Raw genomic sequence first — 20,869 nt, 5'->3', positions numbered from 1 at the left:
AAGCAGGCGCCCGGTACAACCGGACTCAGGGCGTGCCGCAAGGTTGTGGCGCGGCGCCTGCGGTGCTGCCGACGGTCCGGTTAGCCCAGGACAGCATTTGGCTGTAGGCTGCATTCGCGTTGGTGTGCAAGTTCAGGTCATGGCCCGAATCGCTGATCACGGCCGTATCGACGCACGCTTCGGCACTGTAGAAGGCCTTCTCGTAGTTCTGGACTGCGGCCTTGTTGGAACAGTTCACGAGGTTGCCGCAGAAGACGTAGTCGAACTCACCGATGACAACTTGCACCGGTCCTTTGATCTGGAAAGAGATTGGATCGGAAACCATCGCTAGTCCTGTGCCGAGCTCACCGACGGTCACGGTTTGTTTGAGAGCTTCGTCGAGCGCGAGCACCTCGGGGTTGGCATTCGGCAGGTAATAGAATAGATCGCCGCGGGTGTCCGGCATGGTGGTCAGGTAGTCGGAACTCGGGAACTGTCCGGCGAATTTCTCATCGAGCGTGGCCGGATAGACGGCTGGCGCGAACGTGGAGTTGATAAAGGAGTCGCTGAGATCATGCAGAAAACCGGTCAGAATGATGCCGTCAGCCTCGCCCGGAAAGCTGCCGGCGTAATTAACGGCGGTGAAAGAACCCATCGAATGACCGACGACGATGACCTTTTCGAAACGCTGCGAGGCGACTTCGCCAGCGCACAGGGCTTCAACTACCTGATGGACGACGAACGCATTGGCATCGATGTCGACGCGGTTGCCATCGGGATGGTCGCTGGCGCCATAGCCGATGCGGTCGAGATTGAAAGTGGCATATCCGCGCTTGGTGGCTGCGCGAACGTACGAATAATGCTCGGTCTGGTACGGGAAGTCCCAATAGTACCGGGCGTAAGTGGAACCGTGCAGCAGAATCTGGACGGTTTTGCCTGCGGCCAGTCCCTGCGAGCATAGCGTTCCTGCCAGTTGGAGTGTCTCGGTCTCGCCGGGAGCCAGAGTGACATTCAGGGTATGGTCACTGCATTTCGGCATGGTTTCGGCTGCTGCCGGCTGAGCCGTTGCGAACACGCCCGCTGCCGTCATCAGTATGGCTATGATCAGGCTCTCGCGGTTCGCCAGTCGGCCGGTCGTTTGTTTGTCATGGTGTTTCATAGAACATTCTCGCTAAATACGTTAATTGCATGGGATTGAGCTACCTATACTCAGTGCAGTGCCATCTGATACATCTTGTAGATAGGATTGCGTAGAAAGGCAGCACAGCCGCCCATGAACAGGTTTTCACCATCGAATTTCCAGTTCATTTAAACCCGCGACAGACCTGTTTGATATGTTTGGGTTTGAGCCGCAATGGCACGGGCAACCGGGCTCAGCGCTAAGTACGGGCCAGTCGGTGAAGTCCATGGGTGTTGCTCTCAATGGCATTCCTGGCCTGGAAATAGCAGCTCTTAGCCGGAGTTGATATCAAGCCGTGATAATGCTTAGCTTGAGGTTGAGATTTTAGGTAAGCAAAACAACATATTCAAGCGCTATGTGCAAATCTGGCGTATAGAGAATCAAGCGGCATCCTGTTGCCGATCCCCGGTTTGCTTGATGCCGTTAATGAATTTCACGCCGGTGATAACATCAGCTAACTGTTGGTCGCCTCTTAGCGTCTAGAGTGGGTTGGCAAACCCGGCATTTCAGAATCGCCCATGCCGGGTTGAAAATAAGCGGCTACACGGAATTATTTACCCCTCGTCCTATCTATAAAATCTGTAAAGTTGGCGGACTCGATCGACCAGATCCAGCAAAGCAAGATATTATTTTTTACGATAAACAATGATTGGGGAGACGAGCAACAGCAATCTTAAAGCATAACTGGAACTGTAGCCGCATTGAATCCTGGGAAAGAGTAATTCATCAAGGATGCCTTTCATTTAGGAGGAAAGCCAAAATGACTAATTATCGAAAGATTCCGGTTTATTTGCTGTTTGTAACTGCTGTCCTGTTTGCGGCGGGAGCGATTGCCAGAGGCGGCAGTATTACGCCGGAAAATAAGGTTCCCGACAGTATTGAAAGCAAGGCGCAGAGTCTCACGGACGACCTGAAGCAGCTGGGCTTCGAGGTCAGCCGCGGCTATTTCAAGCTCTACACAGTCGATGATTGTGACTACACCTTTGACAAAATTGGAAGTTGCTACGGCAATAATCCTGCCGCCCCTTATGCAACCTTTGCGTTGCCGCCTTGGCCGGAGGAATTTGTCGATCCCGTATTCAATAACATGTGGGGGCCCTCTCAAGAGGGTTACAATGATATCTATCGCCTCGATCCGCGTGAAGCGATCATAATTCTCGGGCAGTTGCCGCCGCCGGGCGCTTTTTTTTCCGAACAGACATGGATTTTTACGCGGGAGGGGGCTTACGATAAGGACAGCCAGAGGTATAAGGATATTGAAAAGTATATGCCTGAATTCCTGTCGATTTTTTTCGCGAATGTGCCTGATCATCCGGAACGCATTCAGGTTTTATCCAGCCTGAGCAATCCCAACAACAATGTGGCCATCGAAAGACAATCCGGCGCAGCTTTTGACCAGATCCGCTATTTCATCATCACCCCGGACCAGGTCATGGACCAGGAGGTCCGGAAGGCCTTCAGCCGTGTCTCGGTGGAAGATAAGGACGTTTTTACCGAGCCGATCCCATCCGACATGAAGGTCGGTCTCGATCAAGGCGCGGATGACTTTACCCACCTTATGCGCTATGTCAAACCTGATGACGGAGGCGCGCCTGGCACGCGCTCGGACATCTGGAGAAAAGATCTGCCTCTGGTTGTACTTCGCGTCAGGGATAAACATTCCGATCGGGAGCCTCAACCGTACCCTCCGGTCCAGCTCGAAGCCAGAACAGCACAGGATGAGCTCTATCTCAAACCCGACCTGTTGAATCTGGTGAAAGCGGTCGGTGAGCGATGGGAGCAGCCTTGTGCCACTGCCGATTGTTCGGACCGGGCCGGGAGCTTCACAATGCTGCAGGAGTTCCCCACTTATATGGTGGGGCCGCTCTGCCTCTCGATTGGGCAGAACTGCCTTCTCGACACCTTGGACACTGCCTATCAGCTCTTCGGCCCCATGCCGCTCGACAACGGAGAGATCTATGCCATTGCAGGCACGCTCGGAACGGAAACCGGCAACGCAACATACGTGGGCTTTGGCATCAATCAGCGATCACGCCTTGTAGGGGTTGCCAATCTGTTCAATGATGACCTGAGAGGCACTGCGAACGGATATGCGGGAAAAGCAAGCAATACCGGCAAATTCTATCTTTACTACTTCACACGGGACTGTTCCGGCCTGGAAGACCTCACGGACGGCCACTGCTTTCCGCTCTCGGAGCAGATAATTCCGGCGGGTGATCAATTCATAGCCACTATACGGGATTACATCAAGCCGAGCACGCAACGAGGACCCGATTCAGCGCACGTTTTGCCTTCGATGGTGCTCAAACTACAGAGGCCGTGAAGGAGATCAGGAAGCGGAATGTTATATGACGTCCCCGCGCCGCTTTGGGGACGTATTCAATGCCAGCAATTCTTGATTTTCAAAAGGTACTCGATGCCCACGCTGCATAGCTGCAAAGCACGATAGGCTTGGTTGGTAAGCCCGGCATTTCGAAGTCCCAATGCCGGGTTTCTATTAAATTTCCGACTCAGCCTATATACTAATGTGATTAATCAAAAATATAAGAAGGGATTGAAAATATGCTGATTGTAGCCAAGGTAGCCAGTTGGTCTTTTGAGAAACGGCTTGAAGAAACTTTTACCAGAACACTCCCCAAGTTAGGCCCTGAAGCCCGTGCCCAACTTCAAGCGGTAATCAATCCGACATCGCTTGCCATAATATCGGGTGTTCTGATCGCATGGGTAGTATCTCATGCTGTGGGAATCGGCGAGATAATTGACATAATTATTCTGGCGCTAGGGATAACTGCGATTGGATTTGCTGTCTTTACGGGACTGGATTATCTTTATGACTTTGCAACGGGCGTTTATCAAGCCAAAACCATACATGATATCGATAAGGCGGCAGACGACTTGGCAAAGGCGATCGGTATCCTTGGCATTCAGGCAGTGTTAGCAATATTGTTTCGAGGGGCAAAATCCCCACGCACTGGCAAAGGGGGGCGCATTCCACGAAAATTGCTTGGTGCACCTCCGCCGAAAACACCAGGTATTCGGTTAAACCAACTGTAAGAGAAAGTCTTAGCCTCCCTGCAGGAGAAGGTAGAACTAGTTTGTGGGGCGATATCGCTATCTCAACCCATAGCTCTGCTAATGACCGTGCAGTGATTCTTCTACATGAGCGTGTTCATCAGTTCCTTGTACCTAAGCTCTACGTTTTACGTGAATATAGAGTAAGTAATCGCGCCGCTTCCTATCTTCGCTCATCCCTGTATCGCTACATTGAAGAAGCTCTGGCTGAAACAGTGGCGCAAGTTGGAGTTTATGGTATCCGGCAGTTTCTCACCGGAATACGATTTCCAATTCAAAATGGTTATATGTTTTTAACCCAAGGAGGAGGCCATTATCCATATTTCACCGGAAGTGGCGTCATCATTGAAGCAGCCGGCCTGCTTTTTAACGGAATGGTATCTGGCATTGCATTTGAACTACGATTTCAACCTGCGAATGTTCCTGTTCGGGAAATCCCTGCCGAAAAATAGCATGAGGTAAGTAACGTGTTTCATATACTTGACAGGTGGCGGAGCAAGAAAAAAAAGCCCCCAAAAACCCGGTTATCTGAACAAGAGGTAGTTGCCATTGCGCGAAAAGCAGCCGCTGGTCTTCCGAACTGTGAAGACCTCTGTCTGGTAATGCTAGAAGAAAATGCCGGTGCTTTAACATGGATAGTAGGGTCAGCCACAATTGGAGGCTCACTAGAAGTATGGGTCGATGACGCTAGTGGCGAAGTGCTCGAAATAAAACAACTTGGAGTTCGCTAAAACTTGGCAGGCCGGATTAAGACTAACCTGCGAATGTTTCTGTTCGGGAAATTCCTGCCGAAAAAATAGCATGAGATAAGCAACATGTTTCACATATTTGATAAGTGGCTGAGCAAAGAAAAAGAGCGCCCCAAGACCCGGCTATCTGAAGACGAGGTAATTGCCATTGCGCGAAAAGCAGCCTCTGATTATGAGAGTTGTGAATACCTCGGTCTTGTAACGTTAGAGGAAAATGCCGGTGCTTTAATATGGACAGTAGGGTCAGCCACAATTGGAAGCGCACTCGTAGTATGGATAGATGACGCTAGCGGCGAAGTGCTCGAGATAAAACAACTTGGAGTTCGCTGAGTGCGGTAGGCTGGACTGCTAAACCCAGCTTTGGGAGCTAGGTAGGGTACGCATCGCGTACCATTTTCAAAGTTTTTCGATGAACCAAACTTCAAAAGGTGCGCGATACGTATCTACAGAGCTGCGGTTCTTTATTGGACATGTTTATGCCAGCTCGGCATGGCGATGATGCAGTTCGGCGTCAGTCCGGCTTTTTTCAGGACGTCAATCGTCGCGACCACTTTATTTCGAGTCATGTCGATAACGCTGACAGAGCCATCGTCCATCTCCGGAAGATTGAGGAAGCTATTTTGAACAAAGGCGTAGCGGTTATCAGGCGAAAAAACAAAGTGGTGAGCGCCTCCCGCGGTCGGAATGGTCGCAAGGAGCTTCGGCTCGTAAGGTGCGGTGATGTCGAAGATGTTGAAAGCGCCCGGCTTGGCCGTCGTGACGAAAAGGCGGTCGCCTTTGTCATTGAAGCCCATTTCCAGCGGCAGACTTTGGCCGGTGCCGACAAAATCGAATACCTGATGAAAACCGAAATCCCTGGATTGAGGACGCCAGGTCGCGGTCCAGAGCGTACCGCCGTACATATTGTCGATGTAGGCCATCGGAGGATTTTGACCCGGCGCAAAGAGAATTTCAACGGGCGCTTCTCCCGAAGGAGACGGCTTGGTCGAGAGTTTATGCGTCGAAAGAATTTTCTGTGTCGACGCCTCGATGACCGTAACGGTCTCGCCAGCGTCTTTGGGATCGTTCGGATTTACCGTGCTGGTAACGAATAGCCGGTCCAGCTCGTCGTTCAGCATGATGCCGTGCGGATATTTGATGAATTTATCGGTGGAGTCGCCGCTGTCGACGGTTGCTATGGGTTTGTCGGTCTGGGCGTCACCCACGATAATGTTGCTGGAGCCCATGCAGCTCAGGAACCAGCGCTTCTTGTCGGCCGAGAAGGTGAGGTCCTCCCCGACCTTGCAGTCCGGAACCGGCACGATCGTTTTCGAATCGGGAAATCTCGCTACGTCATAGATGTAGAGTTCGGGGCGTCCGAGCGAAGTGACATAAGCCTTGGTCATATCCCCGTTGTAAAAGATATGGTGCGCCACGAAATCCGGGGGCAGCGGGGTATCTTTAATGATCTTGTTAAAGTTCGGCGATTTCGGGTCGACGTCTATGACGGCAATGCCTTCGTGCCGGTTTGGCCGGCCAACCTTGCTCTCGTAATTGAGCAGCGCCAGCAATTCCGCGCTTGCGGTGACGGGGACACTTAGCGCCATTGCGCATAGAGTAAATATCTTAAAGGCGTGGTTCATAGATTTTTCTCCAGTGTTCTATCCGGTTAGCGGGCAGGCTGGGGTTGCTAAACCCGGCATTTCGAAGCCGTCCTGAAATTTAGCAAGCTATCAAATTGACATATTGCGCGGGATTTCGTTTCCCTTTCATCGCATCCCTTAATACGTAAATACGTGCAAATTTTGATAGCGCAATCCTTTGCCGGGAGTGGGGTATAAAAAATATTTCCAATCTGCAGTTGAAAATTAGCTTCCCCGATACTATATCTTTTACATGATCAAGCAGAATTGCATTAATCATTGCTCTCCTTAGACCTATCTATTGAGCCCCTTAACCGGGGCTTTTTTTTGCCTTTTACAGTGATGGCAATTATGTGCGGCAGAAGCTGCACAATCAGGAGCACCGCGCAGAGCCCATTTTCGTAAAAAAGTGAGATAGGGTGCGATTGCCTTTTTTGGAAAAGGCTGAGTGTCGTCAAAGAGCCTTCCCCATGATACAATCCGTTAGGGTGCCTGATGTGCTATTTTGTTAAGAGAATGCAGGCCACCTCGTTTAGCTTCTTCTGAAGCGTTATTGGCGTGGTGCTCATTAACTCAAAGAGTTAAACAAGGATCGCCCGTTTTTATGAATAATCGAGTTTAGTCTGAAAGCAATGTTAATTGCTTGATATTCAGAATCGATCAATGGAATAAACAAGGAAAATAAAAATGAATCGAGTCATTGGAATAGCTGGAACATGCTTGTTATTAACTGCCTGTGGGGGGCAAGGCTTACCCGGAGTCCAAGTGGGCAACATCGGCGGCGTTAATGTCGATGCCGCCCTAGGGGCTGCGTCCGATCTGGGGAAGGCTGCAACTTTGACGGAGGAAGAAGTGAAAGAATCTTCCCGGCAAATGCGGTTATATGAAGAACAATCCAAGGAAACAGTCGCGCCTGCATCGAGCGAGTATGCTCAGCGGCTCGCCAAGTTGACCGATAAATTCCGCAAGTATGATGGTCTGGATATCAACTTCAAGGCTTATCTCAGCGACAGCGTTAATGCCAATGCGACGGCAGACGGCTCGGTGCGTGTCTACAGCGCGCTGATGGATCTGATGACTGACGAAGAGTTGCTGTTTGTTATTGGTCATGAAATAGGTCATGTCAAAAACGGCCACGCCGCTAAAGAAATGCGTACTGCCCTGGCTCTAAGCGCTGCCCGTAAAGGCGCGGCCGCGAGCGGAACAGCCGTCGGCTCTCTTGTCTCTTCTGAGTTGGGCGGGTTGTTGGAATCTGTCCTGAACGCCCAGTATTCCCAGAGCCAGGAAACGGATTCGGACGATTACGGATTGCAGTTCATGCGTAAAACAGGCGGCGATCTGAGAGCCGCAGAGAGTGCGCTGCGCAAGCTGGCCGAATTGAGCGGAGGTCAGCATTCAATTCTGTCTTCTCATCCTGAACCCGGCCAGCGTGCCGATCGTATGGCGCAGCTTGCCAAGCAGGAGTAGATGTAATAGCACTGTACGCTGGGTTGCTAAACCCAGCGTTTCGGAGCCGCCAAAGCCGGGCTTCCGCTAAGTCTTCAGCCCAGCCTACACATTTTTGTAGGCTTCCTAATGTCCGTTTCAAAGTTGCCGGCGAAGCAGATATGAACAGATTCTCAATCCTTTGTTGCGTAATGCTTGCTTGTACGGCCTTTTCGTCTCTGGCAGCCGTGCCGGAGCTCGATCTTTCGGTAAGAATTAATCCGGACATAAATGAGTTCTCTGCCGAGGCCGAGCTTAAATTAGAGGCAATTGAAAAGTATGTATTCGGGCTTGCCCCCGGATTGGCGCTTGATTCCGCCGAAGCGGATGAGGTTGCGGTGCTTGCCCGCAACATCGGGAGTGCCAATCAGCCGCGCTTTGAGCTTACGCTGCCCAAGCAATTTTCGGCGCATAAATTGAGAATCCGCTATCACGGACGCCTTGTGAAATTGAATCCCGAGGAGCATCGAGATACCCTCGCACCTTTGCCGCCCATGGTTTCCAAAGAGGGTAGTTATTTGCCAGCCGGGCGCGGTTGGTATCCGGAGCCGGGAGCGTTTTTCAGTTATAAGCTTGCCGTCCAGACTCCTGCAGGCCAGATAGCAGTGGCGCCCGGCACCCCAAGCCGCGAGGCGTTAAAGGGAGATAGCCGCACAGCTCTATTCACCATGGATCATCCGGTTGAAGGCATCGATCTCATGATCGGGCCTTACGTTCTGAAAGAGCGTGTCATTTCGACCGATACTGCTCCTATTGCTTTGCGAACCTATTTTCATCCCGATATCGCCGAACTCGCGGACGGTTATCTTGATGCGTCAAAGAACTATCTGCAGCGTTATGCAAGCCAGATCGGCGCATATCCCTATAGCCATTTCAGCATCGTTTCCAGTCCATTGCCGACAGGGCTTGGCATGCAGTCACTGACTTATCTCGGGCGCGATGTGCTCAAACTGCCGTTCATCAAGGCGACTTCGCTGGGCCATGAGGTTCTGCATAACTGGTGGGGCAATGGCGTGTTCGTCGATCTTGTCGATGGCAACTGGTCGGAAGGCCTTACGACTTTCATGGCCGATTATGCCTTTAAAGAGGATGCAGGTCCCGAAGCGGCGAAGGAGATGCGCTACGGCTGGCTGCGGGATAGACAGGCGATCCCGCCCGGTGAAGAGCGGCCGTTGTCCGCCTTTCAATCCCGGCATCATGTCGCCTCGGCAAATGTCGGCTACGGCAAGGCGGCCATGCTGTTTCTTGCTCTGCGGGACCGGATCGGCCGAGAGAGCTTTTATGCGGCCCTGCGCCAATTCTGGCTTCAGCATCGGTTCAAAGCCGCCGGTTTTAAGGACCTGAGGCAGGCGTTTGAAAAGAGTTCGGGCAAAGATCTGTCAGATTTCTTTGCGCAGTGGCTTGAGCAGATCGGCGCCTCTATGTATTCATTGGACTCGGCGTTTTTTGACGGGAAAGCATTACATCTGGCTATCGGCCAGACGTTGCCAGAAAATAAAGCGCGCCTTCCTGTGCGGGTTTATTCCGCCAAATCGCATGAAGACTTTTTTCTGGACCTCAGCGGTCAGGTATTTAAAACGTCCCTGACGCCTGAAGCAGAGCCGCTCTCGCTGTCAATCGATCCTGAAGTCACGGTTTGGCGCGCCCTCGCCCCGGAAGAATCCCCGCCTATCCTCCGGGATGTTGTTGCAAGCAGGCATCTGGCCTTGCTGGCCCTGAACGATAAGCTGGCGACGGCCGCGCTGTCATTTACAAAAGCCTTCGCCGAAGGTGAGGTAGAAAAAGTATCGGAACAGCAGGCAACGCAGGACAAGTTTGTCATCGTTTTGGGCGAGCCACAGGAAGTCGATGCCTGGCTGTCGCGCAGCAAACTGCCTCCACGGCCAGCCGTTGTTTCGGGAGGCGACATTCAGGTGTGGATGGTCAACCATCCTTCCAGGCATGTTCTCGCGGTTTCAGTTCATGATCAGGATGAAAAAGCTCGCTCTTCGCTTGAGGCTGCCGGCAAACGGCTGCCCCATCTCGCACGCTATTCCTGGCTAACCTTTGAGCAAGGGCAAACCAGGCTTCGAGGGACCTGGCCGACAGAGCCGCCGCGCTATTTGATTAAAAGATAACGGCGCACAAAGTTTGTCAGGCAGCGCTATCCGGATGAGATTGAAGTAGCGCATAGGATGCGAAAAAGACAGCTGATAGAATGTGCCGGCTTACAAGCGGTTTATGCCTTAAGCACAACAGTTTGCCCGTAAGATAAGCGTGACTTGAACCCATTCAATATTTGCGACAGAACCCCAAAACGCCGTGAAAACCATGCATTCGACTCTAAAACACGCCCATACCCCCTACGATAGCTGGCGCTCAATTTCAATTTCCCTATACATGACGCTGGTAGGCTATGGCGTCCAGGTCGCCATTCCTGTTATCAGCACTGCCCGGGTGCATTTACTCGGTTTTTCTGAAGTTGAAGTGGGATGGCTCGCAAGCGCCGACCTCGGAGGATTGGCGGCTGGCGCGGCGCTCGCTTCGTTTTTCATGGCGAACGCAAACCGGCGCGTTCTAGCTTTAATCGGCGCGGTTTTCGCGATCTTGGCCAATTTATTGTGTACGCGCTACACGCATTTCGAGCCGGTGCTTTATTTGAGAATCCTGGCCGGCATCGGCAGCGGCATATATACGTCGGTCGCAGTCGCCAATCTGGGTGCTACATCAAAGCCGGCTCGCGCTTATAACATGATGCTGTTCGCATTTGCCTTTTCCCAGGCGCTGGAACTCCAGGTTTTGCCGCAATTATCCATGAGTGGGATTTACTACGTATTTGTAGGCGGATTTATGGCAGGGCTTTTAGGCTTGCGGTGGATTCCTGTTCATGCAGAAGACAAACCCTTGGATGTCGAAGTGGATGTTGAGGAAAACAGCGGCCGCCATCATTCCGAGCATCGTCATGTCCCTGCCTACATCGTCTGGCTTTGCCTGGCCGCAATCTTCCTCACCTATATCAACATCGGAGGCTACTGGACCTATATTGAACTGGCGGCCCGCGATGCTGCGATAGCCGACGAACTCATCAGCAGATTATTGGTATGGGGTTCATTGTGCAGTGTAGCCGGCTGTCTGCTGGCTACCTTGATAAGCAACCGTTTTGGACTTGCCCGTCCTTTGCTGCTGGCGCTTCTGGCAATGACTGCAATCGTGGGCATGCTGTATGAAGGCATCGATACTACCAAACTGACCATCAGCATGCTTTCGTTCAATCTCTTGTGGATCTTCATTGACGTTTATCAGATGGCTTTTGTCGCCAATGCCGATCATTCAGGCGCTTTTGCCTCCTTGATACCGTGCGCTCAAGGTTTGGGACAGATCGTCGGCCCAAACGTCGCCGCATCCATTCTTGGCAATTCTTTAGGCTACGGCAATGTGTTTTTGATGTGTGCGTTATTTGCGCTATTAGGCGTATTAACTTACCTGACAGTATATTTAAGACTTCGCCGTATCCTTCCTGCCTTGGCTGATGCATCCTGATTGCCGGAATGGGGAAATCGGATTTAGCCAGGGAAGATAGGGGGCGCGCAGCGTGATCTTGGTTCAATACCGGCGATTTCCGATTTTTAAAAAATTACCGTCTCGCCTGCAGCGAGTTGCCGCGTTTATCCGGCAAATAGCGATAGTGTCCAGTAATAGGATAGGCAAACAGGACATCTTCCAACCGCGGCCCCTGCCCAATGTTGTGTACCACAAGCGGCCGTTTTACAGCTATAGCCATTTCACCCGTGACGATCCCGATATGAGGCAGATTGCCCGGAAGCATCCAGGTAACGATATCCCCTGGCTTATAAGTCTCCGCCTTGTCTGAGACAGGCAGTGTTTGTCCGTGACGCTTGAAAAAAGCCTGCAGATTTGGAACTCGGCGATGGTCGATGTTCGGATCTGGCCGCGTCAGGCCCCATAATCTCTTCGAGGGGTAAGCGCTGAAATTCGCAACCATGTCCTTATGTACGAGAACTTGCAGATCAATCCCCAGCTTGCGATAGCTCCGGATGACTTCATCTGTGCAGACGCCGATTCCTTCGGGAACATCGCCCCCGGGGTATGGTATCCGAAAGTACCGGCCGTCATAAACCACTTTGTGCGCGGTTCTCTCAATTGCGGCAGCCGCAAGCTGGTCCGGTGCAATTTCTGCAAAGACATTTGATGGGAAGCATAGCGCTATAAGAATCCATTTTGCAGTATGTTTCATAGTTGTGAATGTCATCATGATGTAAATTCGAAGGGCCTTCTCATTTTCCTCACCACAGCCGTTTTCAATATGACAAAGCGAATGACAAGTCCCGTCCATGGGAAAGGTCAGGGCGCAGCCGGCGATCTCAAAAGATCATAAACAGTTAACGCCAGCATTTATCGGGAAAGACGAACGAGTGTTATCGCCGCCTAACTCGATAAATGCGCAAACCGCAGGATGCTGCCGACGTAAGGCCTGTCCTGAGCGCAGTCGAAAGGAACGCAGTCGGAGGGCGGCGCATCGGCCGCATTGGATGCGCTTCCTTACGTTCAGCATATCGAGTCGGGCCCCCAGATGAGCATTGGGCCGGAAAGGCCCTTCGCCTCTGGGTTTTGCCGCTCGATTGCCGGCATGAGGCGAAAAGCTTCGCTTAACCTTCCTGAAGAAGCTCTGCAAAAGGTACGAATGCATCACTGTGATGCTGGCCGCAAGCAACAAATCGGTACTTTTGACGATCGATGGTTATATCGAGCGTTTCCAGGTTGGTTTTGCGTCTGCATTGCGTGCTTTTCGAAGTGGCCGACTGGCATTGTGTGGCGTCCTTAGCCAGATCAATGACTTTGTCCGATTTTTTGGCGGCGGACGTTGATTTTTTTTCAGGTGCCTGTTCCGGTTGAGCTTTCTTCTCTTCGACAACAGATTTCTGCTCTGTTACCTTGGCCTTGGCTTCTTGTTGGACCGCTTCCGGTTGAGGCTTGTCGGATGGCGCGCTTTGCTGTCTAGACAGATATTTCTCTACACCCGTCGGCTTCTGCGTATTTGCTGGTTCCGCGGTTTCTGTTTTATTGCCGCCAAGAGTGGTTGTTATTTCTTCCACTCTGGACAGATATTTCTCTACACCTGTCGGCTGCTTCGGCGTATCTGCGGATTCTGTCTTGTCGTCGCCAGGGGCGGCTGCCGTTTCTTGTTCCTGTTTGGCCAGATACCTTGCCACACCTGTCATCTTGGCAAGTGCGGCTGCCTCTGCTGCCGCTTTTTCCTGATCTTCCTGCTGCATTTTTGCCAAGTATTTTGCAACGCCGGTCACTTTGGCGGTTTCAGCAGCTGCTTCCTGCTGCAGTTTAGCCAGGTATCTTGCGACACCCGTCGAGCCGTCTTCCGGAATTTTCGGCTGCTGTTCATTTCTGTAGGCCGATGGGCTGTATTGACCATGCGCCCCGGACGTTTTTAGGCCTACCATTTCAAGCAATTGATCTATGAAACTCTTTGCCATGTTAAGCTCCTCTTTATTATATTTTTGTGGTATTGGTTTATGTTTAGTTGGATATTTCAAACCCTTGTATTTGGAAAAGAAATATGGGCCGGGGGTAAGCATAGCCCAATCGGAGCACTGAGGTAAACGTTATTGATTTATGTCGATGAAATCGTACCGAGGAACTTGCTTGAGATAAGTAGAGATGGGGGCGATAAACCCGGCATTTAGAACTGTTTATGCCGGGGTTGTCAGTCAGACACGGGCTGTTTATGTGCTTACAGCCTGACTGTTGGCCACTTCATATAAACCGATAAAATCCTGCATGCCCAATGCAGCAATGCTGTTTTCTTCATCATCGAGAATTTCATACATCACGCCTTCGGTTCCACGGATGCTGAACAGCACAATTGCCCCTTCATCGCCGCCGCATTCTCTGTGAGGCACCGGGTCAGGCTGGCTGACAGTATAGCTGCCGACGGCGCGGATGGCTTTTAATTCGCCATTGGCATAATAAAGCCGATGTTCGCCATGAATCACAAAAAGGTGATTTAACGCACAATGCCGGTGCAGGACTATCGGGTTATGAGGTTCAAATTTGAAAATGACGTCGACAGTTTTGTTGTCTTTATCGATATTCAGAATCGAGTAACGAAAATTCTCAAATTCGCCGAGTTGCTGCCACGCGATGTTTTTGTCATTAAAAAGGTAATTGCTCATAGCGGTTCTCCTTATTTGAAGTGCAATCCTCAACCCGGCAACTGTTCGGTTAGCTAAAGCGCATTCATAAGCTTTGCCGCTGGCTGTACAGGTTGTGAGGGGGAATCTGAATGCTACTGAACGAACGTCGGGCCAGAAAGAGAAAATTACCTTTTGAAAGCGGGCATTTTGCCCGATGTTGAAAATTTCATTTTTCTTTAAAGTTCAGCACGGCAGGCTGGGTTTTCGCTAAAGCTCCAACCCAGCCTGCATGACCGTCAACCTTATTCAGAGCTGACGTTGAACGAATATAAGCCGTTTAATCTTTACTACCAGGCTGCTTTCCAGCCAATGCCATAAGAGCTGCCAGTGTCTGAAGAATGGCTGACGGAACCTGAGAATTTACCAAATTCACTGCCAACGCCAACCCCTAGTGAGCTATCACCAGTGTTTGGTGAATGTGTAACTGAACCTGAATACTTGTCATGACCAACACCTACACCATATGAGCTATGTCCCGTGTCTAAGGAATGGCTGAACGAACCGGAGAGTTTATCGCGTTCGCTGCCCACGCCGAGCTTTAGTGAATTCCCGGTATCCGGCGAATGTTTAACCGAACCTGAATATTGGCCTTGCTGCGCACTTATAGATACGGTTCCATCTTTATTAACATCTAATTTACGTAACGAATCTTCTTTTTTTGATTCAATCCAGCCACCGGTCAATGGTGATGAGCTGGCTTTCGGGCTCTTGTTTACAGTTACTCCGGTAACGACTTTATTTCCATCTTCTTTGGTTGTAGAAACAGGAACATCAACCTCCGCGAAGACGGCATAATTTGTCAAAACCAGTGCTATTGACATAAATACGACGAGGATAGTTTTTTGCAATGTTTTCATAGTCACAGGAAGTTCATTGATGAGTTTGCGAAAGTTTGCTTTAGGTATTTCAATACCCAACCAAACGGCAAAAATTACGCGGCAACCCTAGCCTTCAGCGGTTCCGGTTCGTTCTGCGTCCGTATCATTCTGCTCCCATGCTGTTCGCGCAGATTCAGGCAAAAACACTCGATGCTGCCGCTATCGGGGGCTAAAAATATTCAGCTCGATAACGCTCCGTTCCAGGATTTTCAGTGATTGCGAAACGAGTCATTCGGAACCATCGTTCGCCCTTGAACTTATCAATATTTCTTTAGGAATAACTTAATTATTCCGTTGAGTACCACAGCCTGGTAGAGGCCGGGCAGGTAAAAAGAGACACTTCTGGTCCAGCTGTGTTCCCCAAAGCCGAAATTATTTTGTTAGCAAATTCGTTTCGAAGCCGCCCATGCCGGATTCCCGCTAAAGCTCCCCAATACAGCCTGCGCGGGATTTTGAGATTCGGCTATTTCGGATTTGTTGCCTTTTTATCCTCGACGCCGGGCAACGGGCGTGTCGGCCCTGGAAATTTGCCTTTCAGTGCATCGACGCCGGCCTGTGGCTTGGCCAGGGCCTTTAAGTCAGCACGTTCATTGCGTTTCTCGTTGGCGCTGACTTTCATATGTTGATCGCGCTTTTCGACCAGGCCGGGCAGGGCTTCATCGTCCTGGTTGAATGACCACTCCAGCGTGGCCTCTCCCAACGGTATTTTGTCGCCGGCTTTTCCAAACGGGGCAGAGTTCCATACGTGCCAGGTCTTGCCGTAACTGTTCATTTTGCCTTTCATCAGCTCCTTTTCCGCTATGCCGGGAATACCGGGCGCAATGAGCAGGCCGGACAGAATCTCGTAATTATGCGGGTGCCAGTATTGTTTCTCCTGCTCGGGCAAGGATTCGAACAACGTTTCCGAAATAATATATTCGATGCCGATCAGGTTCGCCTGCCGGGTATTGCCGTCGAACAGGACGCATTGCGCGAAATCTTCATTAACCTGACGACAGAAATGGTGGGCCTCCATTTGATGAGCCGGATTGTTTTTATCGGCATGAAAGCCGTCCAGATAGATATTCATGGGCTGCAAAGGCGAGTCGGTCTGTAAAATGGCCGCTCCCGATTCAAGCATCTCGGTTTTCGTTGTCTTTTCCTTGCCGGACGGATGCTGAGGCGCCTCAGTTTTCGGGTTGCAGGCCGCCAGGAGGCCCGCAGAGACAAGCGTCATGAGAGAAACAGAATGAAAGGTGGATGCCATCGTTTTCTCCTTTTGGTTTTCAGCCGCTATCTGTAGCGGATGCTGCACTGAAGGGTAGGAAATACCCGCCGCTTAGTTTCTTAAAAGCCGGATAAAGACAATATTGTCCGGCTATGCCGCAGGACAGCTTGTTGGCAAGTTCTAGTACTCGGTCAGTATTGAGATGTCTGTAAGGCTTGACCGAGTACTGGCATTAGCAGCTTTTATCTGCCTGGAGCATTCGATAAGCGCAACCTGCAGTAGTTCCTCATGATTGGCCGCATAGGGACATAAGCAGCCTTGAGGAATACTCACAGGGAGCGATGCAGAAGCGGTGCACGTCCCGATTTTCTCGGCAGCCCGGAATTTTCAGGCTGACGTAAATCCGGCATTTCGAAGATGCTTATGCCGGAGTTACGCTAAAGTTCCAACTCAGCCCAGATGGCCTTGATCGGATTGAACATCCGGCCAGGAACTTAACATTCACGGCGATATCGCTCTATTTTTAACGGACTGTATCGAACCGAAGGCGACGTTGACAGGTCTCACAAAACAGACAACCGGTTTGAGACGTGTTGCCGGCAAACCGCCCTGGTTCAGGACTGCCGCTTATTGTGCCTTGGTTTGTTGCTTCGGGATGGGAATGCCATCCATCCCATTTCCGTAAGTTCGGCTTATCCACAAGGGTGTCACCTCTATTGATTAGAAGGTAAAAGCGATGAAATCCAACGTTGGAAGATGGGCTGTGGTTGTTCTGCTGAGCATCGACCTATTCGGTTGCTCCAGCGTTCGCGCCAGGAATGAAATCCCCAACCAGGAATGGACAGTCTATCCCGGCCCTCGGAAAGCCGTGAACGAGATGGGGGATATATTCAGCAGCAGGCGCTCGGAGCCGGATTGGATCAAGGGGTTGATAACAGCCATTCTGGTTGTGGACCTGCCTATAACGACCGTCTTCGACACAGTTGTCGCGCCCTATGATCTCTATCGCATTTACAACCCCGAGGACTTTGAAAAGACCCGTAAATCATCAGAAGGCCCTGCGGAGAGGAAAGCTGAAGGCAAGGAAGCCGAGTAGGATGCGCACTGCGTACCTGTCAGGCTTGCGGTGCATTGGATGGGCTCAGAGTGCAAAAGCTTGCTGGGCAGTCGTATTTTATGGCTAGAACCCGATACGCAAATTTAACACTTCGGTAATCCTTTTCCCCCTAGCGGAAAATACTCTAGGCAGCATTATTTAGGCTGAGGTTATACCTGTTTTCGATGTGTTAGTGTGCATAATAAAATTGGCAGGACTTACGAAAGCCTGAGGGGCGACTGCCAACAGTAGACGTTCTAGGCAAAGTCGTCCCCACAGTTTTTAAAACCACTTGGTTCGGTGGCTGAACAGGTTTGAGAAACCCTGCATTTCGGAGTGATTTATGCTGGGTTTCCGCTAAAGCTTCAACCCAGCCTACATGGGCGTTTAAAAGAGCGATCACCGGTCGCCCTTGTGGCGCCGTTTAAGCTCTGAGCAGAGCCTTGACCATTCTTTCGGAAAGCTGCTCTGCCGTGAATTGTGGTTCGTTGGGTGGGTACAATTCCACTTCATCCAGTTCGAAGCCATACTCTTTGGCGAGCCCTAAGATTTCCTTTATTTTCATGCAGGCAAGTAGCTTCTCCTTTAATTCAGGGTCGGCTTTCGCTTTTTCTGAAAATGCCTTGATGTCTGCAATTGCCATTGTATTTTTCTCCTAATCTATTGAAGATGATGATAGTGAGTGCGGGCACTCGGTGTTAAAAATCGTACGAAGCCGGCCCTGAGTAGACGCTGTAAGGCGTTTCTATCCAGTCTTGAAGCACGGCGGCATCGCGTACCGGCAGGTAAGCGAAATCGCCGCTGATGTCCTGAAAGACGGCGATGCCCGTCTGCGGGGAAACCAGTTGGCCTTTCAGCATGTGGAAGAACCAGGCAAACGGATAGCCGGCCTGCCGGTCGAAGCGCGTCAGCGCGGTGTTGAGGGCTTTGCCTTTCTTGCCGGCGATAGCGTCCAGCCGGGGGAGGTTCTTTTTCTGCGTGTTGATGATTTCAACGCTGATGATTTGTTCGCCGAATCGGCCGATCGTCTGATGGGGGCGAATGAACCAGTCTTCGCAGAACACGGCTTTCTGTCCGGCGCTGCTGCGGTTCCAGTCGTGCAGGAAGCGCCGGGCCGGGTGTTCGTCGTTGTGGTATTTATTGATTTCATCCATGAAAACCGGCACGTCAGTTTTACGTCGATAAGTGTAACGGGCCGTACCTATGCTGAATGACTGCAGCCATTCAGGCTCCAAAGGATCAATAAATTCTTCCAGGTCTTCCGGCGGCTTGTGCGGGCTGACCAGCAACCGGTCGGAAACCTCGTGCGTCTTGTCGATTTCCAGCTGAATGAAATCCTCGGCCCTGCGGCCGGTCTGGATGACGATGTATAGCGTATTGCCGATTTGCCGGGTAGCGATCAGGTTCTGTTCCAGTGTATGCTCGATCAAGGTTTGCAAATCGCGGCCGCATTCGATGAAGGTACGCTCGGCCCACTCGATCAGGTTGGCGGCGATGCGTCTGCCATTCCTGTCGACGATGCCGCCTATGCGGTACCATTCGCCGCCAATCGCGGCCAGACGGACAGGATAGTCGGGGACCAGCGCCTGGATTCTAGCCAGCAGGAATTCATCGTCGGGCAGGGCGGTTTTGCAGATTTCTGCAAGCTGATGCCCGTCCAGTTGGGGTTTGTCAGGATGTAATGGGGGTACGGACATGCTTAAATTTCCGGTTTGTCATTCCCATGCGCTGCCTGGGAGTCATGATTCAATCGTTTCTGTGCGGCCTCGCGGACATCCGGTTCCGGATCGTTCAGCAGACTTGACAAGGCTTCCGGAGGCACGCGCTGGGCGGCCGTATAGCGTACGACCCAGTCGGAATCGTCGAGCAGGAGGACGGCATCGGCGGGATTCATGCGCTCGGCGACGATGCGCCTGACTTCGGGGGCTTCATCGTTAGCCATGAGACCCAAGCTGACCTCGGGCAGACGCTCGGCGACGAGCTTGCGCACCTGCAGGTCTTCATCGCGGATGAACCGGAACAGGCGGCCCTGCGGCAATCGCTTGGCGATGGTCAGCCGGACGATGTAGTCCGGGTCGTTGGCCATTTTTTCCAGATCTTCCGGCGCGATGCGGTCGGCGACGGTCATCCTGACTTCGCGGTCCGGATCGTCGATCAGCGGGTGCAGTTGTGTGACGGGCAGGCGGTAGGCTACCGCACGCCTAACGACTTCGTCCTCGTCATGGATCAGTTCGGTCAATGATTTCTGCGGCGCATAGCGCACGGCAATGGCGCGCCGCTCCCAGAATCTGTCGTGCAGGTAATGTTCGGCGTAAGCTGGGTTGACGCGGAAAAACCGGTCGATCTGCCGGCCGCTTTCGGCCAGCACGCAGGTATCGCCGGGCATGCAGCGGCCCGCCAGCAGCGTCTTGCCGCGGAAGGGGCACAGGCTGCAGTCGGCGATGGGTAGCATGACAGGGCTTTCTGTAGCGGACATGAGCTAATCGGGGATGATTTCGGCGACGACGATGCCGGTCGCAACTTCAGGGTTGTCGGTCAAGCACAGGCAGTGCTCACGCCCGTCGACCAGGTACAGATTGAAATCGTCGTGCGTCAGCACCGGCTCGTTATTGGGAATGTCGTCGTCCATGCAGTAGGTAAAATGAATGCCTGGATAGGCTTGCCTGAGTGTAGCAAGTACGCTTTCATTGATTCCCAGCTGGGCGATTTTCCCGGCAATTTCCCGAGTTTGTTCCACCGTTATCATTCCGTAGCTCCCCTAATCGAATCGGATGCGGTCGGTACCGGGCATGGCGCCTGTCGCCAGCCCGATACGCAAAGCCAGTCCCGTGAAATCGCGTTCCGGCACATGGACTTATGCCGTAAGCGGCAAAATGCAGTTGTCTATCGGGCAGACTTTGACGCATTGGGGTTTGTCAAAATCGCCTACGCATTCGGTGCAGGTTCGGGCGTCGATTTTAAAAACGACGGCGCCTTCGCTGATGGAAGTGGTCGGGCAGACCGGCTCGCAGTCGCCGCAGGAAATGCAGTCAGCTTCAACTATATACAAGGCCATGGTTAAACTCCTTAATCATCTATACGTTTTGCACGTAGGGTAATGGGGAAGGTGGGCGGCACGTCCATCGGCTCGAAGTAGTATTTTGAGCCGTCGCCGAGCACGACTTCGCCGCCCCATTTGTCGGGGCGGTCAAATTCGATCGATTCGGCCACTTCTTCCAGATCTTTTTTGGGTACATAGAAGACCAGTTTGCCTTCTCCGTTTTTCTTCAACATGACGCTGGGCATCGGGTTCTCCGTTGTTGTGTCGCTTACGCGACTGTTGTTTTAATCGGGTTGTTCGCACCCGAAGGCGAGTTACTTTCTTTTGCGCGGCCAAAAGAAAGTAACCAAAG

21 protein-coding genes are annotated in these 20,869 nt (G+C 51.8%); 8 read left to right on the top strand and 13 right to left on the bottom strand.

What is annotated here, in order from left to right:
- Positions 1–25: 25 nt before the first annotated feature.
- Positions 26–1,138: an alpha/beta hydrolase gene (locus IT781_RS16845; protein WP_194971342.1), complete on the bottom strand. Its 1,113-nt coding sequence runs from the start codon at positions 1,136–1,138 to the stop codon at positions 26–28.
- A gap of 781 nt (positions 1,139–1,919) precedes the next feature.
- On the opposite strand from IT781_RS16845, the gene IT781_RS16840 reads away from it, so the two are divergent.
- From IT781_RS16840 to IT781_RS16825, 4 genes are all read left to right on the top strand, one after another.
- Positions 1,920–3,482 carry a hypothetical protein gene (locus IT781_RS16840; protein ID WP_194971341.1) on the top strand — a complete coding sequence of 521 codons (1,563 nt, stop codon included), beginning with the start codon at positions 1,920–1,922 and terminating at the stop codon, positions 3,480–3,482.
- Positions 3,483–3,721: 239 nt separating this feature from the next.
- Positions 3,722–4,213: a hypothetical protein gene (locus IT781_RS16835; protein ID WP_194971340.1), complete on the top strand. Its 492-nt coding sequence runs from the start codon at positions 3,722–3,724 to the stop codon at positions 4,211–4,213.
- Between the two features lie 41 nt (positions 4,214–4,254).
- On the top strand, positions 4,255–4,683 hold the full coding sequence (locus tag IT781_RS16830; RefSeq protein WP_194971339.1) for a hypothetical protein: 429 nt from the start codon (positions 4,255–4,257) through the stop codon (positions 4,681–4,683).
- A gap of 363 nt (positions 4,684–5,046) precedes the next feature.
- Positions 5,047–5,310 carry a hypothetical protein gene (locus tag IT781_RS16825; RefSeq protein WP_194971338.1) on the top strand — a complete coding sequence of 88 codons (264 nt, stop codon included), beginning with the start codon at positions 5,047–5,049 and terminating at the stop codon, positions 5,308–5,310.
- Between the two features lie 131 nt (positions 5,311–5,441).
- Here the strand turns inward: IT781_RS16825 and IT781_RS16820 are convergent, their stop codons facing one another.
- Positions 5,442–6,602 carry a YncE family protein gene (locus tag IT781_RS16820; protein WP_194971337.1) on the bottom strand — a complete coding sequence of 387 codons (1,161 nt, stop codon included), beginning with the start codon at positions 6,600–6,602 and terminating at the stop codon, positions 5,442–5,444.
- Between the two features lie 765 nt (positions 6,603–7,367).
- On the opposite strand from IT781_RS16820, the gene IT781_RS16815 reads away from it, so the two are divergent.
- From IT781_RS16815 to IT781_RS16805, 3 genes are all read left to right on the top strand, one after another.
- A complete protein-coding gene (locus IT781_RS16815; RefSeq protein WP_370527028.1) occupies positions 7,368–8,069 on the top strand; it encodes a M48 family metalloprotease in 702 nt (233 codons plus the stop codon).
- A 140-nt stretch (positions 8,070–8,209) separates the two neighbouring features.
- The gene (locus IT781_RS16810) at positions 8,210–10,204 is read left to right on the top strand and encodes a M1 family metallopeptidase (protein ID WP_194971336.1); all 1,995 of its coding nucleotides are present in this window, start codon (positions 8,210–8,212) and stop codon (positions 10,202–10,204) included.
- Positions 10,205–10,397: 193 nt separating this feature from the next.
- Positions 10,398–11,606 carry an MFS transporter gene (locus IT781_RS16805; protein WP_194971335.1) on the top strand — a complete coding sequence of 403 codons (1,209 nt, stop codon included), beginning with the start codon at positions 10,398–10,400 and terminating at the stop codon, positions 11,604–11,606.
- A gap of 94 nt (positions 11,607–11,700) precedes the next feature.
- Here the strand turns inward: IT781_RS16805 and IT781_RS16800 are convergent, their stop codons facing one another.
- The 5 genes from IT781_RS16800 to IT781_RS16780 all read right to left on the bottom strand — a co-directional run bounded on the left by IT781_RS16800 (position 11,701) and on the right by IT781_RS16780 (position 16,420).
- A complete protein-coding gene (locus IT781_RS16800; RefSeq protein ID WP_228779228.1) occupies positions 11,701–12,420 on the bottom strand; it encodes a DUF1287 domain-containing protein in 720 nt (239 codons plus the stop codon).
- Between the two features lie 313 nt (positions 12,421–12,733).
- Positions 12,734–13,678, bottom strand: a complete 945-nt coding sequence (locus IT781_RS16795; RefSeq protein WP_194971334.1) for a hypothetical protein — start codon at positions 13,676–13,678, stop codon at positions 12,734–12,736.
- A 147-nt stretch (positions 13,679–13,825) separates the two neighbouring features.
- Positions 13,826–14,275, bottom strand: a complete 450-nt coding sequence (locus IT781_RS16790; protein WP_194971333.1) for a regulator — start codon at positions 14,273–14,275, stop codon at positions 13,826–13,828.
- 308 nt (positions 14,276–14,583) lie between these two features.
- Positions 14,584–15,213 carry a hypothetical protein gene (locus tag IT781_RS16785; protein ID WP_194971332.1) on the bottom strand — a complete coding sequence of 210 codons (630 nt, stop codon included), beginning with the start codon at positions 15,211–15,213 and terminating at the stop codon, positions 14,584–14,586.
- Positions 15,214–15,637: 424 nt separating this feature from the next.
- Complete coding sequence (locus IT781_RS16780) at positions 15,638–16,420, bottom strand: OBAP family protein (RefSeq protein WP_228779227.1); 783 nt, start codon at positions 16,418–16,420, stop codon at positions 15,638–15,640.
- Positions 16,421–17,117: 697 nt separating this feature from the next.
- On the opposite strand from IT781_RS16780, the gene IT781_RS16775 reads away from it, so the two are divergent.
- Positions 17,118–17,477 carry a YceK/YidQ family lipoprotein gene (locus IT781_RS16775; RefSeq protein ID WP_194971331.1) on the top strand — a complete coding sequence of 120 codons (360 nt, stop codon included), beginning with the start codon at positions 17,118–17,120 and terminating at the stop codon, positions 17,475–17,477.
- Between the two features lie 424 nt (positions 17,478–17,901).
- On the opposite strand, the gene IT781_RS16770 is transcribed toward IT781_RS16775, so the two are convergent.
- The 6 genes from IT781_RS16770 to nifT all read right to left on the bottom strand — a co-directional run bounded on the left by IT781_RS16770 (position 17,902) and on the right by nifT (position 20,762).
- Positions 17,902–18,120, bottom strand: coding sequence for a Nif11-like leader peptide family natural product precursor (locus IT781_RS16770; RefSeq protein WP_194971330.1), 219 nt, complete (start codon positions 18,118–18,120; stop codon positions 17,902–17,904).
- Between the two features lie 55 nt (positions 18,121–18,175).
- On the bottom strand, positions 18,176–19,174 hold the full coding sequence (locus IT781_RS16765; protein ID WP_194971329.1) for a hypothetical protein: 999 nt from the start codon (positions 19,172–19,174) through the stop codon (positions 18,176–18,178).
- Positions 19,175–19,176: 2 nt separating this feature from the next.
- Positions 19,177–19,953 carry a 4Fe4S-binding leucine-rich repeat protein gene (locus IT781_RS16760; protein ID WP_194971328.1) on the bottom strand — a complete coding sequence of 259 codons (777 nt, stop codon included), beginning with the start codon at positions 19,951–19,953 and terminating at the stop codon, positions 19,177–19,179.
- Between the two features lie 3 nt (positions 19,954–19,956).
- Positions 19,957–20,223, bottom strand: a complete 267-nt coding sequence (locus IT781_RS16755) for a DUF6129 family protein (protein WP_194971327.1) — start codon at positions 20,221–20,223, stop codon at positions 19,957–19,959.
- A gap of 108 nt (positions 20,224–20,331) precedes the next feature.
- Complete coding sequence (locus IT781_RS16750; protein WP_194971326.1) at positions 20,332–20,532, bottom strand: 4Fe-4S binding protein; 201 nt, start codon at positions 20,530–20,532, stop codon at positions 20,332–20,334.
- An 11-nt stretch (positions 20,533–20,543) separates the two neighbouring features.
- Complete coding sequence (nifT, locus tag IT781_RS16745; RefSeq protein WP_194971325.1) at positions 20,544–20,762, bottom strand: putative nitrogen fixation protein NifT; 219 nt, start codon at positions 20,760–20,762, stop codon at positions 20,544–20,546.
- Between the last annotated feature and the right edge of the window lie 107 nt (positions 20,763–20,869).

The sequence above is a fragment of the Methylobacter sp. BlB1 genome (assembly GCF_015476545.1).
Classification (GTDB): Bacteria; Pseudomonadota; Gammaproteobacteria; order Methylococcales; family Methylomonadaceae; genus Methylobacter.
The sequence above is the reverse complement of the archived record's forward strand: the minus strand, read 5'-3'. Positions and strand labels throughout refer to the sequence as shown.